Origin of the sequence: Phycobacter azelaicus, from assembly GCF_014884385.1 — a bacterium.
GTDB lineage: Bacteria > Pseudomonadota > Alphaproteobacteria > Rhodobacterales > Rhodobacteraceae > Phycobacter > Phycobacter azelaicus.
In genome coordinates, this window is the sequence record NZ_WKFH01000003.1 from 1,672,807 (window position 1) to 1,693,347 (window position 20,541).

Consider the following 20,541-nt stretch of genomic DNA (forward strand, 5'->3'; position numbering starts at 1 on the left):
GTCTTGCAAAGGGAAGGGCCTCAGCTGATCGCTGCGGCTTTCACGTCTTCGTCGATATAGGGCAGGTACTGCTCGAAGTTGTCCGAGAACATCTTGACCAGCTTGGCAGCCTGCTTGTCATAGGCTTCCTGATCGTCCCAGGTGCGACGTGGATCGAGAAGGACTTCCGCGACGCCGGGTACAGCGACCGGAACGTCAAAACCAAAGTTGCTGTCCTTGCGGAACTCAACCTCGGCCAGGGAGCCGTCCAGCGCTGCGGTCAAAAGGGCGCGGGTTGCCTTGATCGGCATGCGCGAGCCAATGCCGTAGGCACCACCGGTCCAGCCGGTGTTCACCAGCCAGCAGGTCGCGCCGTGCTGGGCGATCTTGTCGCGCAAGAGGTTGCCGTAAACCTCGGGGCGACGCGGCATGAATGGGGCGCCAAAGCAGGTGGAGAAGGTGGGCTCAGGCTCGGTCACGCCGCGCTCGGTGCCGGCCACCTTGGAGGTGAAGCCCGACAGGAAGTGATACATCGCCTGCGCCGGGGTCAGCCGCGCGATGGGCGGCAGAACGCCAAAGGCGTCACAGGTCAGCATGATGATGTTCTTCGGGTGACCGCCGCGCGCCGTCTCGGAGGCGTTGGAGATGTAGTTCAGCGGATAAGCGCAACGCATGTTGGCTGTCAGGCTGTCGTCGTCGAAGTCCAGTTCAAAGGTCTCGGGGTCGAAGACCATGTTCTCGATCACGGTGCCGAATTTCTCGGTGGTGGCGTAGATTTCCGGCTCTGCCTCGGGGTTGAGGTTGATGGTCTTGGCATAGCAGCCGCCTTCGAAGTTGAAGGTACCGTTGTCAGCCCAGCCGTGCTCGTCATCGCCGATCAGCACGCGGTCTGGGTCAGCCGACAGAGTGGTCTTGCCGGTGCCGGACAGGCCGAAGAAGACCGCTGCGTCCACCGGGTTGCCCTTGGCGTGGTTGGCCGAGCAGTGCATCGGCATAATGCCTTTTTCGGGCAAGAGGTAGTTCAGCAGGGTAAAGACGGATTTCTTGTTCTCGCCCGCATATTCGGTACCGCCGATCAGGATCAGCTTTTTGTCGAAGTTCAGCGCGATCACGGTCTCACTGCGGCAGTTGTGCTTGGCCGGGTCCGCCTGGAAGCTCGGGCAGTTGATGATGGTGAAATCGGCCAGGAACTCATCCAGATCCTCGCGCTCGGGACGGCGCAACAGGTGACGGATGAAGAGGTTGTGCCAGGCCAGCTCGGTCACCATGCGCACGTTGATGGCATGAGCCGGGTCGGCGCCGCCAACCAGATCCTGCACGAAGTAGTCGCGGCCCTTCATATGCTCCAGCATGTCTGCATAAAGCGCATCAAACCCTTCCGGGCTCATCTCGGCATTGTTTTCCCACCAGATCGTATCGGCAACACTGTCGGTCTTGACCACGTGCTTGTCCTTGGGGGAGCGGCCGGTGAACTTGCCGGTGGTGACGAGGAAAGCGCCGCCATTGCCAAGGGTACCTTCCTCACGTTTCAGGGCCGCCTCGATCAGCGCGGGCTCCATCAGGTTGTAATAGACATTGCCCAGACCCTCGATGCCTTGATCCTCGAGGCGGAAATTCGGGTTTACCCGTCCTGATGCCATGGCTGATGTCATGTGTTCTTTCTCCTGTGGCGACCAATCGAGCCGCATACATTTAAAGCCGCGCCCACGCGCAATTTCGCCGGTAGCGACACCGGTCAGCGGGGTCTTAACATGACGTTTTAGGCGGTGAACAGGACGCTTTGGCGCAGTTAGCGCCATCACGGCGATGTTTAGCGCAACCATTTCCGCGAAGCGGGAAAGCAGGGCATATCTTTAGTCCGCGCTAAGACATTTTTGCCCAAATTGGGCCGCATGCGAGCCATGATTCTTCAATGGGGATTGATTCGATGCCGCGAAACGGCGATTAAGGAATATAAAAAGCGACAAGCTGAGCAGTGATTAAGGGGCGCTTTCAATGTCAAAGATTGCTTTGGTGGACGACGACAGAAATATCCTCACCTCGGTGGCCATGACGCTCGAGGCGGAGGGTTTCGAGGTCGAGACCTACAATGATGGCCAGGCGGCCCTGGATGCTTTCAACAAGAAGCTTCCGGATATGGCCGTGTTGGACATCAAGAGGCCGCGCATGGACGGGATGGACCTGCTGCAGCGTCTGCGCCAGAAAACCCAGATGCCGGTGATTTTCCTTACCTCCAAGGACGACGAGATCGACGAAGTTCTCGGTCTGCGGATGGGGGCGGATGACTACGTCAAGAAACCCTTCTCCCAGCGACTGTTGGTGGAACGCATCCGCGCCCTATTGCGGCGCCAGGAAGCCATCAGCGGAGATGCCGTCGAAGGTGGCCCTGTGGCAGAAACCAAGGTGATGGAGCGCGGGAACCTGCGGATGGATCCTCTGCGGCATGCCGTCAGCTGGAAAGGTAAGGACGTGTCGCTGACCGTGACCGAGTTCCTGCTGCTGCAGGCACTGGCGCAGCGCCCGGGTTTCGTCAAAAGCCGCGACCAGCTGATGGACGTTGCCTATGACGATCAGGTCTACGTCGACGACAGGACCATCGACAGCCACATCAAACGCCTGCGAAAGAAGATGCGCAGCGCGGATCCTGATTTTGCGGCAATCGAGACCCTTTATGGCATCGGTTACCGGTATAACGAAGAGTAAGAGCCGATAACGGCGTTGGAAGGGCAGGCGCCTATGCGCGACACCGGCAAAGCGGAACATGCATCTGATCAGGACGTCGTCCTCGGGGAAGACTGGGTCTCGCCGGAACAGTCCGTGACTGAAGAACTGCAAGTGCGCCGGGCCAGACGCAGCTTTTTTTCGCTCAAGGGATCTCCGCTCACCCGCAAGATCATCACGTTCAACCTTATTGCCCTGATCATTCTGGTTGCCGGGATTCTGTACCTGAATTCCTCGCGTCAGAGTCTCGTGCGGCAAAAGGCCGGGGCTTTGGTTGCCGAGGCGTCCCTGATATCGGACGTTTTCGAGGCCGAGCTGCCTGCTGCCGGCGCCGTGAGTTTTGCGACACAGGACGGTATCGACGCCGAGCAGACGCTGTCGGGGCTGACCTTGCGCGGCGGCGTGGAGGCAATGGTCTTTGATGCCAACGGTACAATGATCGCTAGCGTCACCGGTGTGGCGCGTTCTGATGCGCTGAATGCATTGAACGAAAACGAATCCGGCAAGACCCTGATCAGCGATGGCCTGTCGGCGCTCTGGTCCGCTGTTGGTGGAGTTTTCAAATCAGACGATGCAGGGCAGGCCGAGGCCCCGTCGCTTGAGGAACAACTTGGCGCTTTGGCCAAGCGCACTCTCAGTGCCGGAGCGACGATCGATACGGCGGTAGACACGCGCGGAGGGACGGTGTTCTCTGCGGCGGCCCCCATCATTCACAATGGCCAGGCGATTGGCGTCGTTGCGCTGGCCTCTCCCATCGGGGAGATCGACGCCTTGGTGCGCAGCGAACGGGAACGCGTGTTGCAGATGTTCGTCATCGCCCTTTTGGTCTCTATCGGGCTCAGCCTCGTTCTGGCCTCAACAATAGCAAACCCGCTGGCCGACCTTGCTGAAGCCGCCGAAAGCGGTCGTGACCGTGGAGGGCGTAAGCCCCAGCCGAGTCGCATTCGTATTCCTGACCTCTCAGCCCGTCCCGACGAGATCGGCCGCCTGAGCCTTGCACTGCGCGGCATGGTAAAAGCTCTCTACAGTCGCATCGATAGTAACGAACAATTTGCAGCTGATGTGGCACACGAGATCAAGAACCCTCTCGCCAGCCTTCAGTCGGCGGTTGGGACGTTGCGCATGGTAAAGCGCGAAGATCAGCGGGAGAAGCTTATGGAAGTGATTGAACACGACGTGCGCCGTCTTGACCGTCTGGTGAGCGATATCTCCAATGCTTCGAGGCTGGATGCAGAGCTGGTCAAGGAAGAGGAAGAGGAATTCGACCTGCTGAACATGCTGGCGAACCTCAACCAGTTCCTCAGCGAAGATGCGCGTGGACAGGGGATCGACTACATCACTGATTTGCCGGCGCAGCCGATTATGATTCATGGCCTTGAGGCACGCCTTGCTCAGGTGTTCGTCAATCTGATCACCAATGCGATTTCTTTCTGTGAAGAAGGGGATGCCATTCGCGTCTGGGCGCGACGCCGGGCCAACCGCGTTCTTGTGGTCGTAGAAGACACCGGCCCGGGGATACCGGAGCAGGCGCTTTCCAAAATCTTCAAGCGTTTTTATTCCCAGCGCCCGGAAGAGCATTTCGGGAACAACTCCGGCCTTGGGCTCGCGATATCGAAACAGATCGTCGAAGCACATGGCGGCGTGATCTGGGCTGAGAATATTCGCCCGACGGAAGTGGATATCACGTCTGAGCCCCTCGGCGCGCGTTTCGTGGTTGGCCTGCCGGTCTGATCCCCGTATTCCGATGACACAGAACAGCGATCTTTGCCTCCATTCCACCTGCGTGGCATTGGACGGTCGGGCGCTTGTGATCAGGGGAGCGGCAGGCAGCGGAAAATCCGGCCTGGCCTTGCAGCTGATGGCCTATGGCGCCGAGTTGGTCGCTGATGACAGAGTATTGCTGCGGCCGCTTGACGGGCGTCTCATGGCGCGGGCGCCACAGGCAATTTCGGGGATGATCGAAGCGCGCGGTGTCGGGATTTTGAACGCCCGATGCGCCAGGGAAAGCCCTGTTCACGCGATTTTGGATCTGGACAGGGTTGAACTCGAGCGACTTCCGGCACAGGTATTCGAAACGATACTGGGGATCAGCGTGCCGGTGCTGGGGCGCGCGCAGGCCGCACATTTCGCCCCGGCCTTGATCCAATACCTGAAATGCGGAGCGATTGACCCGGATGCCTGACGCCACTCCTGAAACGCCCCCAGTTGTTCTGGTGACAGGCCCGTCAGGAGCGGGGCGGACCAGCGCGATCAACGTGCTTGAAGATCTCGGGTTCGAGGCCATAGACAACCTGCCTCTGCGGCTCTTGCCCAAACTGATCGAAGCGGCCGGGATTACTGAGCCAATGGCCCTGGGGCTGGACAGCCGCAACCGGGATTTTTCCCCGGCAGCGCTTTTGGATATGATCGATGTGCTGGCGGACCGCCGGGACGCCAAACTCTCGGTTCTTTATCTTGATGCCAGCCCTGATGTCCTGCTGCGCCGTTATTCAGAGACTCGGCGCAGGCATCCCCTTGCACCAGCAGAGACACCGGAAGTTGGCGTTGCGCGTGAATTGGACTTGATGACCCAGATCCGAGAGCGGGCAGATATCCTGCTCGACACCTCGGAAATGAATGTGCACCAGCTCAAGGCCGAGATTGAGCATTGGTTTGCACCGCAAGGGCGAGCTCTGGCTCTGTCGGTGCAAAGCTTTTCCTACAAACGTGGTGTGCCGCGGAGCGTCGACCTTGTGTTCGATTGCCGGTTTCTGGCCAATCCCTATTGGCAAGAGGAGTTGCGCACACTGAACGGGCGTGACGGTGCTGTACAGGCCTACGTGAAGTCCGACCCCTTATTTGATGGCTTCGTCTCACGCGTGATCGACATGGTCAGCTTTCTTTTGCCTGCCGTGCGAAAGGAGGGAAAATCGCACCTATCCATCGCCTTTGGCTGTACCGGCGGGCAACACCGTTCGGTGACACTCGCAGAAACCCTCGCCAAGACCCTTGCAGAAGACGGACAGCAGGTGTCAATTAGGCATCGCGAGCTGCAAAGCTAGCTGCAAGAACGGAGAGGCCGGGTTGATCGGGATTGTGATTGTCGCGCATGGAGGGCTGGCCAGAGAATATCTGGCAGCGGTCGAACATGTGGTCGGCGCACAACCGAACCTTCGGGCGATAACCATTTCCCCGGACGACGATCGCGAAGACAAGCAGCGCGAGATCTGCATCGCTGCCGATGAGGTCGACACCGGCCAGGGGGTTGTGATTGTCACTGATCTCTTCGGCGGCTCGCCGTCCAATCTGAGCCTGCGCGCCTGCGCTCCGATAGATCGCCGGATCCTTTATGGCGCCAATCTGCCCATGCTGATCAAACTGGCAAAGTCGCGCCATTTGCCGGTTGCCGATGCGGTGCGCCTGGCGATGGAGGCGGGGCGCAAATACATCAATTCGCAGAACATAAATCCCGTGGGGGAGTAAGCATATTTTATGGCTCAAAAGACGCTGAAGATCGTGAATGAGAAAGGCCTGCATGCCCGTGCTTCGGCCAAACTGGTTGAGGTCGTGGAAGGGTTTGACGCGACTGCCGAGGTATCAAAGGACGGCCTGTCGGCCTCTGGGGACAGCATCATGGGCCTTTTGATGTTGGCAGCATCCAAAGGAACGACTATTGACGTCGAAACCTCCGGGCCAGATGCGGACGCCCTGGCTGCGGCTGTAGAGGCCTTGGTGGCGGATAAGTTCGGTGAAGGGTTCTGATCGCATAACGGTTGCGAAAGACGGGAAGGGCAAAGTGGCGGACACGGCGCATGACCATGACGGCGGCCTCACGCCGGAAAGTGATACGCAAACGGGCGAGGTCTACGATCGGCGCACGTTGACCTATGCCAATTCATTTGATGATCGCTGGACGTCGATCGCAATCCGGGCGATCGAGTGGTGCACTGGCAAGCTGACCATTCTGCGCATGGTCAAAAAGTTTGAGCGCCAGAACGCCCAGTATCGTGGTCAGAAATTCTGGCGCGGTGCACTCAATGTCATGGGCATCGACCTTTTGACGCCGGAAGAGCAGATCCGCAATATTCCAGCCGAGGGACCGGTGGTGATTGTCGCCAATCATCCTCATGGGATGGTGGACGGTATGATCTTTGCCGATCTCATTGGCCGGACCCGACTGGATTACCGGATTTTGACGCGTTCGGTTCTGACTGGACTGGATGAGGCGGCAACCTCCTTCATGATTCCGGTTCCCTTTCCCCATGATCCCGAAGCGCAGCGCAAGATGGTCGAGATGAGGGCCAAGGCGATGGGGCATCTGAAGGAAGGCGGTGTTGTCGCTTTGTTCCCCTCAGGTGTGGTGATGTCATCGGACAGCTGGTTCGGCCCCGCCATCGAACGGGAGTGGAACGTTTTCACCGCTCAGCTGATCCGCCGTTCCGGGGCACGGGTGGTTCCAATTTTCTTTCCTGGATCAAATTCGCGTTGGTACCAGATTGCCTGCCGGATCTCTCCGATCCTGCGCCAGGGGCTGTTGCTGCATGAGATCGTGCGCTCCTGCAACAAGCCACAGGCACCCATCGTCGGGGAGCCCCTGACCGATGAGCAGATGGAGAGGCTTCACAGCGATCCGCGCGGTTTCATGGCCTGGCTGCGGGAACACACGCTGTCCCTTGGCGAGAAGAACTGCTGATCGCAATGATCTGGGGGCTGATGAACCTTCAGAGTCACCAAAGCATCAGCTTCGAAGATCTCACCCCCTGATCCCGGCTTGGCGCAGTCCAGTTTACCCTGCAACATATATAGAGGTCTCCGCACCCTTCGGACGCAGACCCTCGGCGATTTGTCTTGTCGGCCGCGGAACCCCGCGCCTGCTCTGCTCGTACTCAGGCGGACGAGGTATCCGCAGCAGCGGCTCAGCGTGTCGGTACGGGCGTTTCGCCGCGGTAGTCATAGAAACCGCGCTGGGTCTTTCGGCCAAGCCAGCCTGCCTCCACGTATTTAGTCAGCAGGGGGCATGGGCGATATTTGGTGTCCGCAAGCCCATCATGCAGTACGTTCATGATTGCAAGGCAGGTGTCGAGGCCAATGAAATCCGCCAGCTCGAGCGGGCCCATGGGGTGGTTGGCGCCCAGCTTCATCGATTCGTCGATGGATTTCACGGAGCCGACGCCCTCATAGAGCGTGTAGACCGCCTCGTTGATCATCGGCATGAGAATCCGATTGACGATGAAGGCTGGAAAATCCTCGGCGCTGGCAGCGGTTTTGCCCAGGCGTTCGACCACGGTCTGGCAGGCGGCAAAGGTCTCTTCGTCGGTGGCGATGCCGCGGATCAGTTCCACGAGTTGCATAACCGGCACCGGGTTCATGAAGTGAAAGCCCATGAACCGCTCGGGCCGGTCCGTGCGACTCGCCAGACGGGTGATAGAGATGGACGAGGTGTTGGAGGTGAGAATCGTATGCGGTTGCAGATGCGGTTGCAGATCCTCGAAGATGGCCTGCTTGATGGTTTCACGTTCCGTTGCCGCTTCGATCACAAGATCCGTCGCACCGATATCGGCAAGCGACAGCGTCGGAGTGATGCGCGCCACGGCGGCCTGAACATCGCCTTCGCTGATCTTTCCCCGGCTGGATTGCCGCGCTAGGTTCTTTTGGATCGTGGCCAAGGCGCCATCGAGTGCGGACTGATTTACATCATTAATTACAACATCATAGCCGGCTACTGCCATGACATGTGCGATGCCGTTGCCCATCTGTCCTGCACCGATAATACCGATTTTTTTGACTTCCATGCCTGTGGCTCCCTGGCTGTCTGCTTGGTGATCATATCGGGGGCTTTGGGGGCGGCACAAGGCCGCACAGTTGCTATTTTAACCAAATTCGAGACTTAGGAAATTTGCAAGCTTTGGGTCTCAAAGTGACTATCGGGTGAAAATTTGGTGGGACTATGAGCTACGAGCTGAACAGCGCTTCGGCGCTTTCGGTCGGAACATGTTGCTATGCGGGGTCAAGGCTACAAGTGCGTGGGCCCGTGCGTGATTTGGACGACCCTTATATTGCGTTCCTTGGTGGGACGGAAGTGTTCGGGCGATTCGTGTCCGAACCGTTTCCTGCGGTGACAGAATCGTTGTTGAATGTACCTTGCGTGAACCTTGGTGGGGTGAACGCAGGGCTGGACAGTTTCCTGAGTGATACAGGCCTGATGCGTGTGGCACAGGATGCCGACCTTGTGGTCGTACAAGTGTTTGGCGCGCAGAACCTGTCGAACAGATACTACAAGGTACATCCAAGGCGAAATGACCGCTTCTTACAGGCGCGTCCTGCGCTGGTGTCGCTCTATCCCGAGATCGACTTTACGGAGTTCCATTTCAACAAACACCTGCTCAGCCGTCTCAAGGACGTCTGTGATGAGCGGTTTGAGACTGTGCGGGTCCACATCCAGTCAGACTGGGTCAGCCGCATGGGAGATTTGATCAGCACCTTGAACGGGCGGCTGGTGCTGCTTTGGCTGCGCTACAATCTGGGGGGGGTGGATCTGGTCAACCGCGAACCGGTTCTCGTGGACCAGGGTATGATCGACTCGCTGCGCCCTCTGGTGGAAGGTGTCGTGGAGATGCCCGTTACCACCGCCGGTCTGGCCAATGACGTGACAGGTATGGAGATGGGGCCGCTCGATCTGCCAACTGCGCGCCTGATGCTTGGCCCGAAGGAGCACAACCGGATCGGCTGCGCGACTGCGGAATATCTGCAAGAGATTGTAAACGCGCGCTAAGGCGACGTGGTTCATTGCCTTGTCGGGGCAGTGTGTGTGCGGCGGGCTTTCTTAAATAGAAAAGGCCCGCATAGAATGCGGGCCTTCTAAATATCGCTTTGCTTGCGATCCTTGAAAGGGGCTCTTAGCCCAGCTTTTCTGTCAGTTCAGGCACAGCCTGGAACAGGTCCGCCACCAGGCCAAAGTCAGCTACCTGGAAGATCGGAGCTTCTTCGTCCTTGTTGATGGCGACGATGATTTTGGAGTCTTTCATGCCCGCCAGGTGCTGGATCGCACCGGAGATGCCGACAGCCACATAGAGCTCAGGAGCGACGACCTTACCGGTCTGACCCACCTGCCAGTCGTTCGGCGCATAGCCCGAATCGACCGCAGCGCGGGAGGCACCCACGGCAGCGCCCAGCTTGTCCGCCAGACCTTCGATCAGTTTGAAGTCTTCTTCGGAGCCGACGCCGCGACCACCGGAAACAACAACGCCAGCCGAGGTCAGCTCGGGGCGGTCGCTTTCGGCAACCTTGTCTTCGACCCATTCGGACAGGCCGGGGTTTTCGGCTGCGCCGGTGGTTTCCACCGAGGCAGAGCCGCCTTCACCCGCTGCGTCAAAGGTCGAGGTGCGGAAAGAGATGACCTTCTTGGCGTCTTTCGACTTCACGGTCTGGATTGCGTTACCGGCGTAGATCGGGCGTTCGAAGGTTTCGCCGTCCACCACTGCGGTCACGTCAGAGATCACCATCACGTCCAGCAGGGCCGCAACGCGCGGCAGCACGTTCTTGGCGTCGGTGGTGGCCGGGGCAACGATATGCTCGTAGTCGCCTGCCAGCGAGACAATCAGCGCCGCTGTCGGCTCGGCCAGGCGGTGACCCAGCGATGCGTCCTCGGCAACCAGAACCTTGGCCACGCCGTCGATCTTGGCGGCGGCGTCCCCGGCGGCGGCAGCGGATGCACCGGCGCACAGAACGGTCACGTCACCCAGTGCCTTGGCGGCGGATACGGCCTTGGCGGTGGCGTCCAGCGCCAGTTCGCCGTTGTTCACTTCGGCAAGGAGAAGAACAGCCATTACACAGCCCCCGCTTCTTTGAGTTTCGCAACCAGCTCGTCAACCGAGCCCACGATGATACCGGCCGAGCGCGCTTCGGGCTCTTTGGTGGAGACCACTTCGAGGCGCGGCGAGACGTCAACGCCGTAGTCGGCGGCGGTTTTCTCGTCCAGCGGCTTTTTCTTGGCCTTCATGATGTTGGGCAGCGAGGCATAGCGCGGCTCGTTGAGGCGCAGGTCCACGGTAACGATGGCCGGCATCTTGACAGAAATGGTCTGCAGACCGCCGTCCACTTCGCGGGTAACCTTGGCGCTGTCGCCTTCGATGTCGATCTCAGAGGCAAAGGTGCCCTGCGACCAGCCGAGCAGCGCCGATAGCATCTGACCGGTGGCGTTCATGTCATTGTCGATCGCTTGCTTGCCGGCGAGAACCAGACCGGGCTGCTCTTCCTCGACGACCTTGGCGAGGATCTTGGCAACGGCCAGGGGTTCGATGTCGGTGTGCACGTCATCGGCGGCAACCACCAGGATGGCGCGGTCGGCGCCCATGGCGAGCGCAGTGCGCAGGGTTTCCTGGGCCTGTTTCACGCCGATCGAGACCGCAACGACCTCGTCTGCCTTGCCGGCTTCTTTCAGGCGGATGGCCTCTTCGACGGCAATTTCGTCAAAGGGGTTCATCGACATCTTGACGTTGGCGAGATCGACACCGCTGCCGTCCGCTTTGACGCGGACCTTCACGTTGTAGTCAATCACGCGTTTGACAGGCACGAGTACCTTCATTTTGCGTTCTCTCCTTAACAAATGGCCTGCCGCGTGGGCGGCGGGCCTTGATGCTCTCGCGCCGTTGATACCGGGTCAGCCATGCGGGCAACAGTGAAAAATCGTCACGTTGGTGGCCCCGGACGTCGCGTCTGTCTGTTTGGGTCATCAATTTTGCAGGAATGTTTCGCAGCGCAAAGAGATCTGCCGCAACGGCAGGTTCTCAATGCAGGCCAAGCGCCGGGGCAGCCATGCCCCAGGCGATTCGGGTGATTTGCGGCAGGCTAACGGTTTGCGCCCGGCACCCACAGAACGTCTTTGGTGCCGTTTTCGTTTGCGATGCGCGACGCGACGAAGAACCAATCGGACAACCGGTTGAGGTAGCGCACGGCGGCCGGGTTCACCTCTTCCAACGTGGCCAGTTCCGTGGCGAGCCGTTCGGCACGGCGCGCGACGGTGCGGCAGACATGCAGATGGGCCGAGAGTTTCGAGCCGCCCGGCAGAACGAAACTGCGCAAAGGTTCCAGATCCTTGTTCATGACATCGATTTCTGCCTCAAGCCGTTCGACCTGCGCCTCTGCCATTCGCAAGGGGGGATACTCGGCCTCGGCATCCTTGGCCATGTCCGGGCGGCACATGTCGGCGCCAAGGTCAAAGAGATCGTTTTGGATACGAGCAAGGGCCTCGTCCATTTCGCCCTCCGCCTCAAGTCGTGCGACGCCGACAAAAGCGTTCAGCTCATCCGAGGTGCCATAGGCGCTTACTCGCGCAGAATGTTTGGCCACGCGCTGCCCATCTCCGAGCGCGGTGTCGCCCTTGTCGCCGGTGCGGGTATAGATCTTGCTCAGAACGACCATGGTTCACTGACCTCCTTGCGAGCGCAGATAGACAAAACCAACGATGAGCACCACCGCGATGAACTGGAACAGCAACCGCAGGCGCATCATCTTGTTGCCGTACTTGTGATTGAAGGCGCCGCCTTTGCCAAAGCCGCCCATGCCGATCACCAGCACGATCACCACTGCCGCCATGGCCACGACGGCCAAAATGAAGAGCGGATCACCCATAGTTCATGCTCCTTCGCATTTGCCCAGTTTTGGTCTTAGCCTCGGTCTATCGCCTGGGTTTGCAGATGGCGACCGCGAATCCGCTATCTAAGGCGGGCAAGGATGCGGTCAATTGACCGGGTCGACAAAATCCGGCGCAGGAACCCGGCGATATGCGTTGGAGTAGTTACATAGTAACGCGGCCGGGGGCGGCGCGATTCGCAGGCATGGATCAGTTTTGCGGTCACTGCCGAGGCGGGCAGCTCAAAGGTATCCGGCCCCTTGCTTTCGTAAAGGCGCTTGAGGAGGCTTTTCTCGTAGAGGTCCCGCAAGGGCGAGGCCTGCCAGTCTACGAAGCGTTCGAAATGCGGGATCGAATTCTCCCGGATCTTTGAGGTCACGGGGCCGGGTTCGATGAGGACGACGTGGATGTCGGTGTCGATCAGTTCGATCCGCAGCGTATCGGTCAGCCCCTCAACGGCATATTTTGTCGCCACATAGGCGCCGCGCCAAGGGAAAGAGACCATTCCCAGGATCGATGAGTTCTGCACGATGCGCCCGTGGCCTTGCGCCCGCATCACCGGGATCACTTGCCGGGTCAGTTCGTGCCAGCCAAAGAAGTTACTTTCAAAGATGTCTCGCAGGGCGTCTGTCGGCAGATCCTCGACCGCGCCGGGCAGCCCATGGGCGCCATTGTTGAACAGCACATCCAGCGTGCCCCCTGTGGCCGCAAGCACCTCTTGCAGTCCGGAGGCGATCGTTTCGGGGTCGGTGTAGTCGATCAGCGGACTTTCAAAGCCCTCGGCGCGCATCCGATCACAGTCTCGTTGTTGCCGGCAGGAGGCAAAGACTTTCCAGCCGCGATCCCTCATGCCGCGCGCTGCGTCGAGGCCGATACCGGAGGAGCAGCCAGTGATCAGGATTGTTTTCTGCATGAAGGCCCCCACGCCGTATCCATTCAAACTCGGGGGCCGTTATGGGGTCTTTTTGCTCACCAGTGAAGCGGCGATCCAGCCGAAGTGTTCGTTGTTTGGTGTGCGCAGGTGCAGCCAGCCAGAGCCATTGTCATCAATGACGATCACCTCGTCTCCGGCCAGAAGGCGCGTGATGATCGGGTAGGCCGTGCCTGGCCCCTGCCGCATGTTGACGCGCGCGGCACGAATGTTGCGCAGGTCCAGATCGACTTCGGCGGCTTGGACGGATGGCGAGGCGGGCGTGGCTGCCGCAGGCGCTGCGCGTTCGGGGGACTGGGACTGCACCCCGCCTCCAAGCCCTGCTTCGAGCGAAGCCAGTTGAAGCCCACCGGCCCTCAGGCCTGCGGTGAACAGGCTGGCGGATGCCGGTGGCGCAGCTTCGTGCGCTTCGCCGTCTTGGTCTTGTGGGGCAAGCACCGGGGGCGATTGCCGTTCTTCGACGCGGGCGCGGACCAGATCCTTATGGCGCGCCTCGATCATGGTGCGGGTCACCAGCGATGTGGCAGAGACGGTGATCCCATTCTGTGATCCACGGTTCGTGACGGGGGTAGGGGCCTCGGCGATTTCTGTGACCGGGCGTTCTGGCGGCGTGAAGTCCGCCCCGCCACTGAGCTCGTAGAAGCCCCAGCCCAGAAAGGCAAAAGACACAAAAACAAAGCGCGACATGGCGCATCCCCCGAAAACACATCAACGACAATCCGCCCGTGACAGCTGGACCATATGCTTGCTCCTCGGACCATGAAAATGGGTCCGGGCAGGCGCTAGGACCATAGGCGGCACAGGCTTAATGTTACGTGAAACTGGCCAGTCTACACAGGGGGAGAGTCCATTTCCTTCTCCCCCGAGGCCCTGCGGCATGTCCGTGGCGGGCAACGCGCCGCTTTACCAAGCCACAAGGGGGCAGTATTACCACGATATGAGCGACTTGGTAGAAGACCCCGACCTCCCCTCCGCGCCGCAGAATGGCGAAGTGCTGGAACCCCTGCGCCGCGCCATTGGCGAGCGTTACCTGACATATGCCCTCAGCACGATCATGCACCGGGCGCTGCCGGATGCGCGCGACGGTCTGAAGCCGGTGCATCGGCGGATCCTCTACGCGATGAATCGCCTAAGGCTCAGCTCGACCGGGGGCTTCCTGAAATCGGCCAAGATTTCCGGTGATACCATGGGGGATTTCCACCCGCATGGGGATGCGGCGATCTACGACGCCATGGCCCGCCTCGCGCAGGACTTCAACGTCCGCTATCCGTTGGTCGACGGGCAGGGCAATTTTGGGAATATCGATGGCGATAACCCGGCGGCCTCGCGCTATACAGAGGCGAGGATGACCTTTGTCGCCGAGGCAATGCTGGAGGGCCTCAGCGAAGATGCTGTTGATTTTCGCGACAACTACGATGGGCGCCTGACCGAACCGGCGGTTCTGCCTGCGACTTTCCCGAATATTCTGGCCAATGGCGCAAGCGGCATCGCGGTGGGCATGGCGACCAATATCCCGCCGCATAACATTACCGAGCTGATCGACGCCTGTATTCACCTGATCAAGGCGCCCGGCGCAGACGACGACACGCTCCTGAAATACGTGCCCGGCCCAGATTTTCCCACCGGCGGGGTGATCGTCGAACCCAAAGAGAATATCGCCAAGGCCTATCGCACCGGGCGCGGTTCGTTCCGTTTGCGCGCGACGTACGAGATCGAGGATCTGGGCCGCGGCCAGTGGCAGATCGTGGTCACCGAGATCCCTTATCAGGTCCAGAAGTCCAAGCTGATCGAGAAGATCGCCGAGCTTATACAGACCAAGAAGGTGCCGATCCTTGCCGATGTACGCGATGAGTCCGCCGACGACATCCGCATCGTGCTGGAGCCGAAATCCAAGAATGTCGATCCCGAGATCCTGATGGGGCTGATGTTCCGCAACTCCGATCTTGAGGTGCGCTTCTCGCTCAACATGAACGTGCTGATCGATGGGGTCACGCCGAAGGTCTGCTCGATGAAGGAGGTGCTGCGGGCCTTTCTGGATCATCGCCGCGACGTGTTGCAGCGCCGCTCGCGCCACCGGATGGCAAAGATCGATCACCGGCTGGAGGTACTGGACGGATTCATCATCGCCTTCCTGAACCTCGACCGGGTGATCGACATCATTCGCTATGATGAAGACCCCAAGGCTGCCCTGATGCGCGAGGACTGGTCCAGGGATCACCCCCGCGCCCATGACGAGGCCGATTATCTGACGCCCGCTGCCGGGGCAGGGGAGCTGACCGAGGTTCAGGCCGAGGCGATTCTCAACATGCGCCTGCGTTCTTTGCGCAAGCTGGAAGAGATCGAGCTGACCCGCGAACGCGACGCCCTGCGCGAAGAACGCGCTGGGCTGGTCGAATTGCTCGGCTCGGAAGAGCTACAGTGGACACGGATCACCGAACAGCTGCGCGAGACGAAAAAGACCTTTGGCAAGAACTATGAGGGCGGCGCCCGCCGCACCCGCTTTGCCGAGGCGGGCGAGGTCGAGGATGTCCCGCTAGAGGCGATGATCGATCGTGAGCCGATCACCGTGGTCTGCTCCCAGATGGGCTGGATTCGGGCCATGACCGGCCACATTGATCTAGGGCGAGAGTTGAAGTTCAAGGACGGTGACGGCGCGCGCTTCATCTTCCATGCTGAGACCACCGATCGGCTGTTGGTTTTTGGCAGCAACGGGCGATTCTATACCTTGTCGGCCTCCAACCTGCCCGGCGGTCGCGGCATGGGGGAACCTGTCCGCCTGATGGTGGATCTGCCCAATGAGGTGGAGATCGTTGATATCCTGATCCACAACCCCGAAGGTCGGCTTCTGGTCGCTTCCTCGGCGGGCAACGGCTTTATCTGCGCGGAAAAAGACATCGTGGCCCAGACCCGTGGCGGCAAGCAGGTGCTGAACGTCAAGGATGACGAGAAAGCCAAGATCTGCATCCCCGTTCTGGGCGATCACGTGGCTGTGGTCTCTGAGAACGGCAAATTCCTTGTCTTCTCGGTCGAGGAAATGCCGGAACTCACCCGTGGCAAGGGGGTGCGCCTGCAAAAGTACAACATGGCGCGTGGCAAGCAGGGCTCGCTCGAACTGGACGGTGGCCTCAGCGATGTCACGACCTTCAACTGGGACGAGGGCCTCTCTTGGGAAATGGGCGGCGGCAAGACGCGCCATGAGACTGATCTGGGTCAGTGGCTGGGCAAGCGGGCCGGGGTTGGCAAGCGTCCGCCTTACGGATTCCCCCGCAACTACAAGTTCAAATAATCGCCACCGGGGTTTACCGGCGCTGCCCGCTCTGGCTATCTGGCGGCGACCGGCTCTTCCGGTGCGACACAGGGAACAAGACATGATCCGACTTTTGACCTTCCTGGGCCTATTTGCCCTGGTCACGGCCTGCAGCGAGACGCAACTCAACGAGCCGCCCGAAGATTTGGGAGCCTTCAAGGTAAGGGTGGCTCATGTCTACACGGAAAAGGCCCTGAAATGGCCGATGTCTCGTGACGCGCAGCAGTCCGAGTGGGTTGAGCCAATGAAGGCGGCGCTTGAAGCGCGCCTGCGCCGTTACGAGGGCAGCCAGGAATACGATGTGGCTGTGACGCTTGAGGGCTTCATGCTGGCACCTCCGGGCGTTCCGGTCCTGTTCAATCCAAAAAGCGTCGCCGTTGTGAATGTCTTTGTCTATGACGTCGCCAATGAGGAATTCCTCGCCGACAAACATCAGATGGAGGTGTTTGAGGACACCACAGGAGAAAGCGCGATTGTCGGCTCGGGCCATAGCCGCACCAAGGAAGAGCAAATCGCTGGCCTTGCACTCAACATCGCTGATGCAGTTGAGGAATGGATGGCTGAGCAGCACAAGGAAAATGGCTGGTTTGCTCCTCGAGCCGAGACAGGCAAAGAGGCCAGCGAAGAGGGCTAAGCCCCGGGCTTTGGTCTGAAATCCGATCATTCAGGCCGAACTTGGCCAAATCCGCATCTGTCAAGCAGGAACGGGTTGATTTTTGCGCGTAAACCAAATAATCGGCGCGCGCAGAGGAAACCGGGTCGCAGATGGACCCCACATTTCAAAAGGGCGCCAAGAGAATGGCTAAGGAAAAGTTTGAGCGTAATAAACCGCACGTCAACATCGGCACTGTTGGCCACGTTGACCACGGCAAGACCACGCTGACCGCAGCGATCACCAAGTACTTTGGTGACTTCAAGGCATATGACCAGATCGACGGCGCGCCCGAAGAGAAGGCCCGCGGCATCACCATCTCGACCGCCCACGTTGAGTATGAAACCGACGCGCGTCACTACGCCCACGTCGACTGCCCCGGCCACGCCGACTACGTGAAGAACATGATCACCGGTGCGGCGCAGATGGACGGCGCGATCCTGGTTGTGAACGCAGCCGACGGCCCGATGCCCCAGACCCGCGAGCACATCCTGCTGGCGCGTCAGGTTGGCGTTCCCGCGCTGGTCGTTTTCATGAACAAGGTTGACCAGGTCGACGACGAAGAGCTGCTGGAGCTCGTCGAAATGGAAATCCGCGAGCTGCTGTCTTCCTACGACTTCCCCGGCGACGATATCCCGATCATCGCAGGTTCCGCTCTGGCGGCGATGGAAGGTCGTGACCCGGAAATCGGCGAGAACAAGATCAAGGAACTGATGGCGGCCGTGGACGAGTACATCCCGACCCCCGAGCGCGCTGTTGACCAGCCGTTCCTGATGCCGATCGAAGACGTCTTCTCGATCTCGGGCCGTGGTACCGTTGTGACCGGCCGTGTTGAGCGCGGTGTGATCAACGTTGGCGACGAAATCGAAATCGTCGGCATCAAAGACACCACCAAGACCACCTGCACCGGCGTTGAAATGTTCCGCAAGCTGCTGGACCGCGGTGAAGCAGGCGACAACATCGGCGCGCTGCTGCGTGGTATCGACCGCGAGTCGGTTGAGCGTGGCCAGGTTCTGTGTAAGCCGGGTTCCGTGACCCCGCACACCAAGTTCGAAGCCGAAGCCTACATCCTGACCAAGGAAGAAGGTGGTCGTCACACCCCGTTCTTTGCGAACTACCGTCCGCAGTTCTACTTCCGCACCACCGACGTCACTGGCACCGTGACTCTGCCGGAAGGCACCGAGATGGTGATGCCGGGCGACAACCTGAAGTTCTCGGTTGAGCTGATCGCCCCGATCGCGATGGAAGACGGTCTGCGCTTCGCCATCCGTGAAGGCGGCCGCACCGTCGGCGCTGGCGTCGTTTCCAAAATCATCGAGTAATCACAGCTTTGCTGTGATGGTTGCGGCCGGGTATCCGCGCCTCGGCGCGGATGTCCCGAGAGGAACTCGGTAGCAAATAGAAAGGGCCTCCTTCGGGAGGCCCTTTTTTTTCATGCGGCACAGGCGGATCAGGGCAGTGTCCGACAACAGCTCCAGTGGAGCTTTTGAGGGCGCAGGAGGCGAAAGCCTCGGCGCGGCCCGAACGCGGGGCGTCCGGCTAGGCTTTGCACTCAAGAGGTATTGAAGGACTTTTCCAGCGAATGCATGCCGCCATTTGTCGGCGTGCGTAGTAAGCGATAGCATTCTCGAATGGATGAATTGATCTTGGGAATTAAGGAAAAATTCGAAGCTTCAGCGCCTCCCAAATTTCCGGAGTGGCGACCGCAATGGAAAGCCTCGGAAGCGTATGAAGAAACAGCCTACTTTGAGGGCAAGTCGTGGGATGATCTAAAAGTATCGGACTTTGAAACCTACACCCTCTGTCACGCGTTTTTCCCCGACGATTGTGCACTCTACTATCTAGGGGCAAACATGTACTGGGAGTGTCGCTCCGAGCATTTTCTAGCCATGGCCATGGAACGCCTGCTTTCGGACCCAGATCGGGTCGGAACGGCGTTCCGCAAACACCACAGGTTATCTACCCGCATTGAGTACCTATGGAAGCGCATGGACGGCGGGCAGAAGTCTATGCTGCTTTCATACTTGGACAGGGTCGCGGAAAGCGCTGTTGCGGATGCCGAAGCGGTCCAAGAAATCATTCGCGGCTACAAGGTTGCTTTGCAGCGAATGTGAAGACCACTCCATCCAACGCAGCCCATCATTTCCGAGCCGGGACAATCCCCAAACCCACCGTCCGCCCCACCCGCAACCGTTTCGCGCGCGAAACATCTTGCCGTCTTGGCCAATGGGACAACAGGCCAGATCCGGCATGTTGGACGTAGGGTAGGCCTGTCACCCTTTTGGGGTTCAGCTGGGGTTCAGCCCGCCTAACGTCCGGCCGCTCTAGCTAGGGCTTTTGATTGGCTCCGGCTTCCGCCCAGCGGCCCGGTCTGCCTTGTCCGTAATCTCATCCAGGCAGGCTTCCAGGCTTTGGCGCAGCGCTTCGGCTTCTTCTTCGGTTGGGCGTTTGGGAACCGTCTCTGTCCATTCCTGGCACATCAATACCCCGCTCGAGAAGGGTAGAGGCAGCATCTGCTTGTCCCATGTGGGCAGTTTCATGACCTTCTTTTCTGCAAAAGCCACGGTGAAAACCCGGCAGCCCGTCATACGCGCCCAGACAATCGGAACGGTGGAGGAAATCCGCGCCGGACCACGGGGGCCGTCGGCCGCTATGCCGATCGAGCAGCCTTCTTTGGTGCGGCGTACCACTTCGCGTGAAAGGGCGACATGGCGCTGATAGCTGGCCATGGGAATGGTCTCAAAGCCCAGACGCACAAGGATCTGCCCGGCCAGACGCCCGGCCCGCGCGGCTGAGGTCAATGCGCAGATCCGTCCCAGGGAGGTGTCAAAAAGGTAGGGGGCCATGATCAGCCTTTGGTGCCAGAGCACAAAAATCACGGGCTCGCCACGGGCGACGCAGGCGTCCATGTCCTCAAAACCACTGCGCTGCCAGCGCGAGGTGCGATGGGCGAATCGGACGTAAGAGGCAAACATGGCCTCAATGGTGCGATTGAAGCGCGGACTGTCGGCAATGCGTTTTCTGAGGCTCACGGCAGGGTTCCTTTCGCTGCTCCTCATAATCCAGCAACCGGGCGGCTGCCAGCCCGGGGTTGGGAAAGGGTGGATTGAGCGGTTTTGGCGCCATTTCCCTCTTGCCTCCTACGCGGCGGTGGCTTAGGAACTGCCGCACCGTAGGGGTATAGCTCAGTTGGTAGAGCGACGGTCTCCAAAACCGTAGGTCGCGGGTTCGAGCCCTGCTGCCCCTGCCATTTCCCAGACTGCACAGATTGTATCATCCACCTGACCGATCAACAGGACGCTCGCGCGATCACAAGTGGTGGCGGGTGGCCCGAAAAAAAC

At 59.7% G+C, this 20,541-nt stretch carries 21 protein-coding genes and 1 tRNA gene; 13 read left to right on the top strand and 9 right to left on the bottom strand.

Features of this window, described 5'->3' with window-relative positions:
* Window positions 1-20: 20 nt before the first annotated feature.
* Window positions 21-1,619: a phosphoenolpyruvate carboxykinase gene (locus INS80_RS09075; RefSeq protein ID WP_192967242.1), complete on the bottom strand. Its 1,599-nt coding sequence runs from the start codon at window positions 1,617-1,619 to the stop codon at window positions 21-23.
* Window positions 1,620-1,974: 355 nt separating this feature from the next.
* On the opposite strand from INS80_RS09075, the gene INS80_RS09080 reads away from it, so the two are divergent.
* Genes INS80_RS09080 through INS80_RS09110 form a run of 7 tightly spaced genes read left to right on the top strand, consistent with a single transcriptional unit; the run spans window position 1,975 to window position 7,372 of the window.
* Window positions 1,975-2,682 (top strand): response regulator transcription factor, encoded by a 708-nt coding sequence (locus tag INS80_RS09080; protein ID WP_192965325.1) that lies wholly within the window; start codon window positions 1,975-1,977, stop codon window positions 2,680-2,682.
* Window positions 2,683-2,715: 33 nt separating this feature from the next.
* Window positions 2,716-4,431: a sensor histidine kinase gene (locus tag INS80_RS09085; RefSeq protein WP_192965326.1), complete on the top strand. Its 1,716-nt coding sequence runs from the start codon at window positions 2,716-2,718 to the stop codon at window positions 4,429-4,431.
* A gap of 13 nt (window positions 4,432-4,444) precedes the next feature.
* Window positions 4,445-4,882, top strand: coding sequence for an HPr kinase/phosphorylase (locus INS80_RS09090; protein WP_192965327.1), 438 nt, complete (start codon window positions 4,445-4,447; stop codon window positions 4,880-4,882).
* Window positions 4,875-5,741, top strand: coding sequence for an RNase adapter RapZ (gene rapZ, locus INS80_RS09095; protein ID WP_192965328.1), 867 nt, complete (start codon window positions 4,875-4,877; stop codon window positions 5,739-5,741). Before INS80_RS09090 ends, rapZ begins: the two co-directional genes overlap by 8 nt.
* Window positions 5,742-5,763: 22 nt before the next feature.
* Window positions 5,764-6,162 (top strand): PTS sugar transporter subunit IIA, encoded by a 399-nt coding sequence (locus INS80_RS09100; RefSeq protein WP_192965329.1) that lies wholly within the window; start codon window positions 5,764-5,766, stop codon window positions 6,160-6,162.
* Between the two features lie 9 nt (window positions 6,163-6,171).
* Complete coding sequence (locus INS80_RS09105; RefSeq protein WP_192965330.1) at window positions 6,172-6,441, top strand: HPr family phosphocarrier protein; 270 nt, start codon at window positions 6,172-6,174, stop codon at window positions 6,439-6,441.
* A 34-nt stretch (window positions 6,442-6,475) separates the two neighbouring features.
* Window positions 6,476-7,372 (top strand): lysophospholipid acyltransferase family protein, encoded by an 897-nt coding sequence (locus INS80_RS09110; RefSeq protein WP_192965331.1) that lies wholly within the window; start codon window positions 6,476-6,478, stop codon window positions 7,370-7,372.
* Window positions 7,373-7,595: 223 nt separating this feature from the next.
* On the opposite strand, the gene INS80_RS09115 is transcribed toward INS80_RS09110, so the two are convergent.
* Complete coding sequence (locus INS80_RS09115; protein ID WP_192965332.1) at window positions 7,596-8,471, bottom strand: 3-hydroxybutyryl-CoA dehydrogenase; 876 nt, start codon at window positions 8,469-8,471, stop codon at window positions 7,596-7,598.
* 155 nt (window positions 8,472-8,626) lie between these two features.
* On the opposite strand from INS80_RS09115, the gene INS80_RS09120 reads away from it, so the two are divergent.
* Window positions 8,627-9,451 carry a DUF6473 family protein gene (locus INS80_RS09120; protein WP_192965333.1) on the top strand — a complete coding sequence of 275 codons (825 nt, stop codon included), beginning with the start codon at window positions 8,627-8,629 and terminating at the stop codon, window positions 9,449-9,451.
* A 124-nt stretch (window positions 9,452-9,575) separates the two neighbouring features.
* Here INS80_RS09120 and INS80_RS09125 read toward each other — a convergent pair whose 3' ends face one another.
* From INS80_RS09125 to INS80_RS09150, 6 genes are all read right to left on the bottom strand, one after another.
* A complete protein-coding gene (locus INS80_RS09125; protein ID WP_192965334.1) occupies window positions 9,576-10,505 on the bottom strand; it encodes an electron transfer flavoprotein subunit alpha/FixB family protein in 930 nt (309 codons plus the stop codon).
* A complete protein-coding gene (locus INS80_RS09130) occupies window positions 10,505-11,263 on the bottom strand; it encodes an electron transfer flavoprotein subunit beta/FixA family protein (protein ID WP_192965335.1) in 759 nt (252 codons plus the stop codon). Before INS80_RS09130 ends, INS80_RS09125 begins: the two co-directional genes overlap by 1 nt.
* Window positions 11,264-11,526: 263 nt before the next feature.
* Entirely contained in the window at window positions 11,527-12,099 is a 573-nt protein-coding gene (locus INS80_RS09135; RefSeq protein WP_192965336.1) for a cob(I)yrinic acid a,c-diamide adenosyltransferase, read from the bottom strand.
* Between the two features lie 3 nt (window positions 12,100-12,102).
* On the bottom strand, window positions 12,103-12,309 hold the full coding sequence (locus INS80_RS09140; RefSeq protein ID WP_192965337.1) for a twin transmembrane helix small protein: 207 nt from the start codon (window positions 12,307-12,309) through the stop codon (window positions 12,103-12,105).
* An 83-nt stretch (window positions 12,310-12,392) separates the two neighbouring features.
* Complete coding sequence (locus tag INS80_RS09145) at window positions 12,393-13,223, bottom strand: SDR family NAD(P)-dependent oxidoreductase (protein ID WP_192965338.1); 831 nt, start codon at window positions 13,221-13,223, stop codon at window positions 12,393-12,395.
* Window positions 13,224-13,262: 39 nt separating this feature from the next.
* The gene (locus INS80_RS09150) at window positions 13,263-13,928 is read right to left on the bottom strand and encodes an SH3 domain-containing protein (protein WP_192965339.1); all 666 of its coding nucleotides are present in this window, start codon (window positions 13,926-13,928) and stop codon (window positions 13,263-13,265) included.
* A 250-nt stretch (window positions 13,929-14,178) separates the two neighbouring features.
* Here INS80_RS09150 and INS80_RS09155 point away from each other — a divergent pair, with 250 nt between their 5' ends.
* From INS80_RS09155 to INS80_RS09170, 4 genes are all read left to right on the top strand, one after another.
* Window positions 14,179-16,527, top strand: a complete 2,349-nt coding sequence (locus INS80_RS09155; RefSeq protein ID WP_192965340.1) for a DNA topoisomerase IV subunit A — start codon at window positions 14,179-14,181, stop codon at window positions 16,525-16,527.
* 82 nt (window positions 16,528-16,609) lie between these two features.
* Entirely contained in the window at window positions 16,610-17,182 is a 573-nt protein-coding gene (locus INS80_RS09160; RefSeq protein WP_192965341.1) for a hypothetical protein, read from the top strand.
* Window positions 17,183-17,346: 164 nt separating this feature from the next.
* Entirely contained in the window at window positions 17,347-18,522 is a 1,176-nt protein-coding gene (tuf, locus tag INS80_RS09165; RefSeq protein ID WP_192965342.1) for an elongation factor Tu, read from the top strand.
* A gap of 309 nt (window positions 18,523-18,831) precedes the next feature.
* Window positions 18,832-19,314 (top strand): hypothetical protein, encoded by a 483-nt coding sequence (locus INS80_RS09170; protein ID WP_192965343.1) that lies wholly within the window; start codon window positions 18,832-18,834, stop codon window positions 19,312-19,314.
* Window positions 19,315-19,524: 210 nt separating this feature from the next.
* On the opposite strand, the gene INS80_RS09175 is transcribed toward INS80_RS09170, so the two are convergent.
* On the bottom strand, window positions 19,525-20,232 hold the full coding sequence (locus INS80_RS09175) for a lysophospholipid acyltransferase family protein (protein WP_369411384.1): 708 nt from the start codon (window positions 20,230-20,232) through the stop codon (window positions 19,525-19,527).
* A gap of 142 nt (window positions 20,233-20,374) precedes the next feature.
* On the opposite strand from INS80_RS09175, the gene INS80_RS09180 reads away from it, so the two are divergent.
* A tRNA-Trp gene (locus INS80_RS09180) sits at window positions 20,375-20,450 on the top strand.
* Window positions 20,451-20,541: the final 91 nt, after the last annotated feature.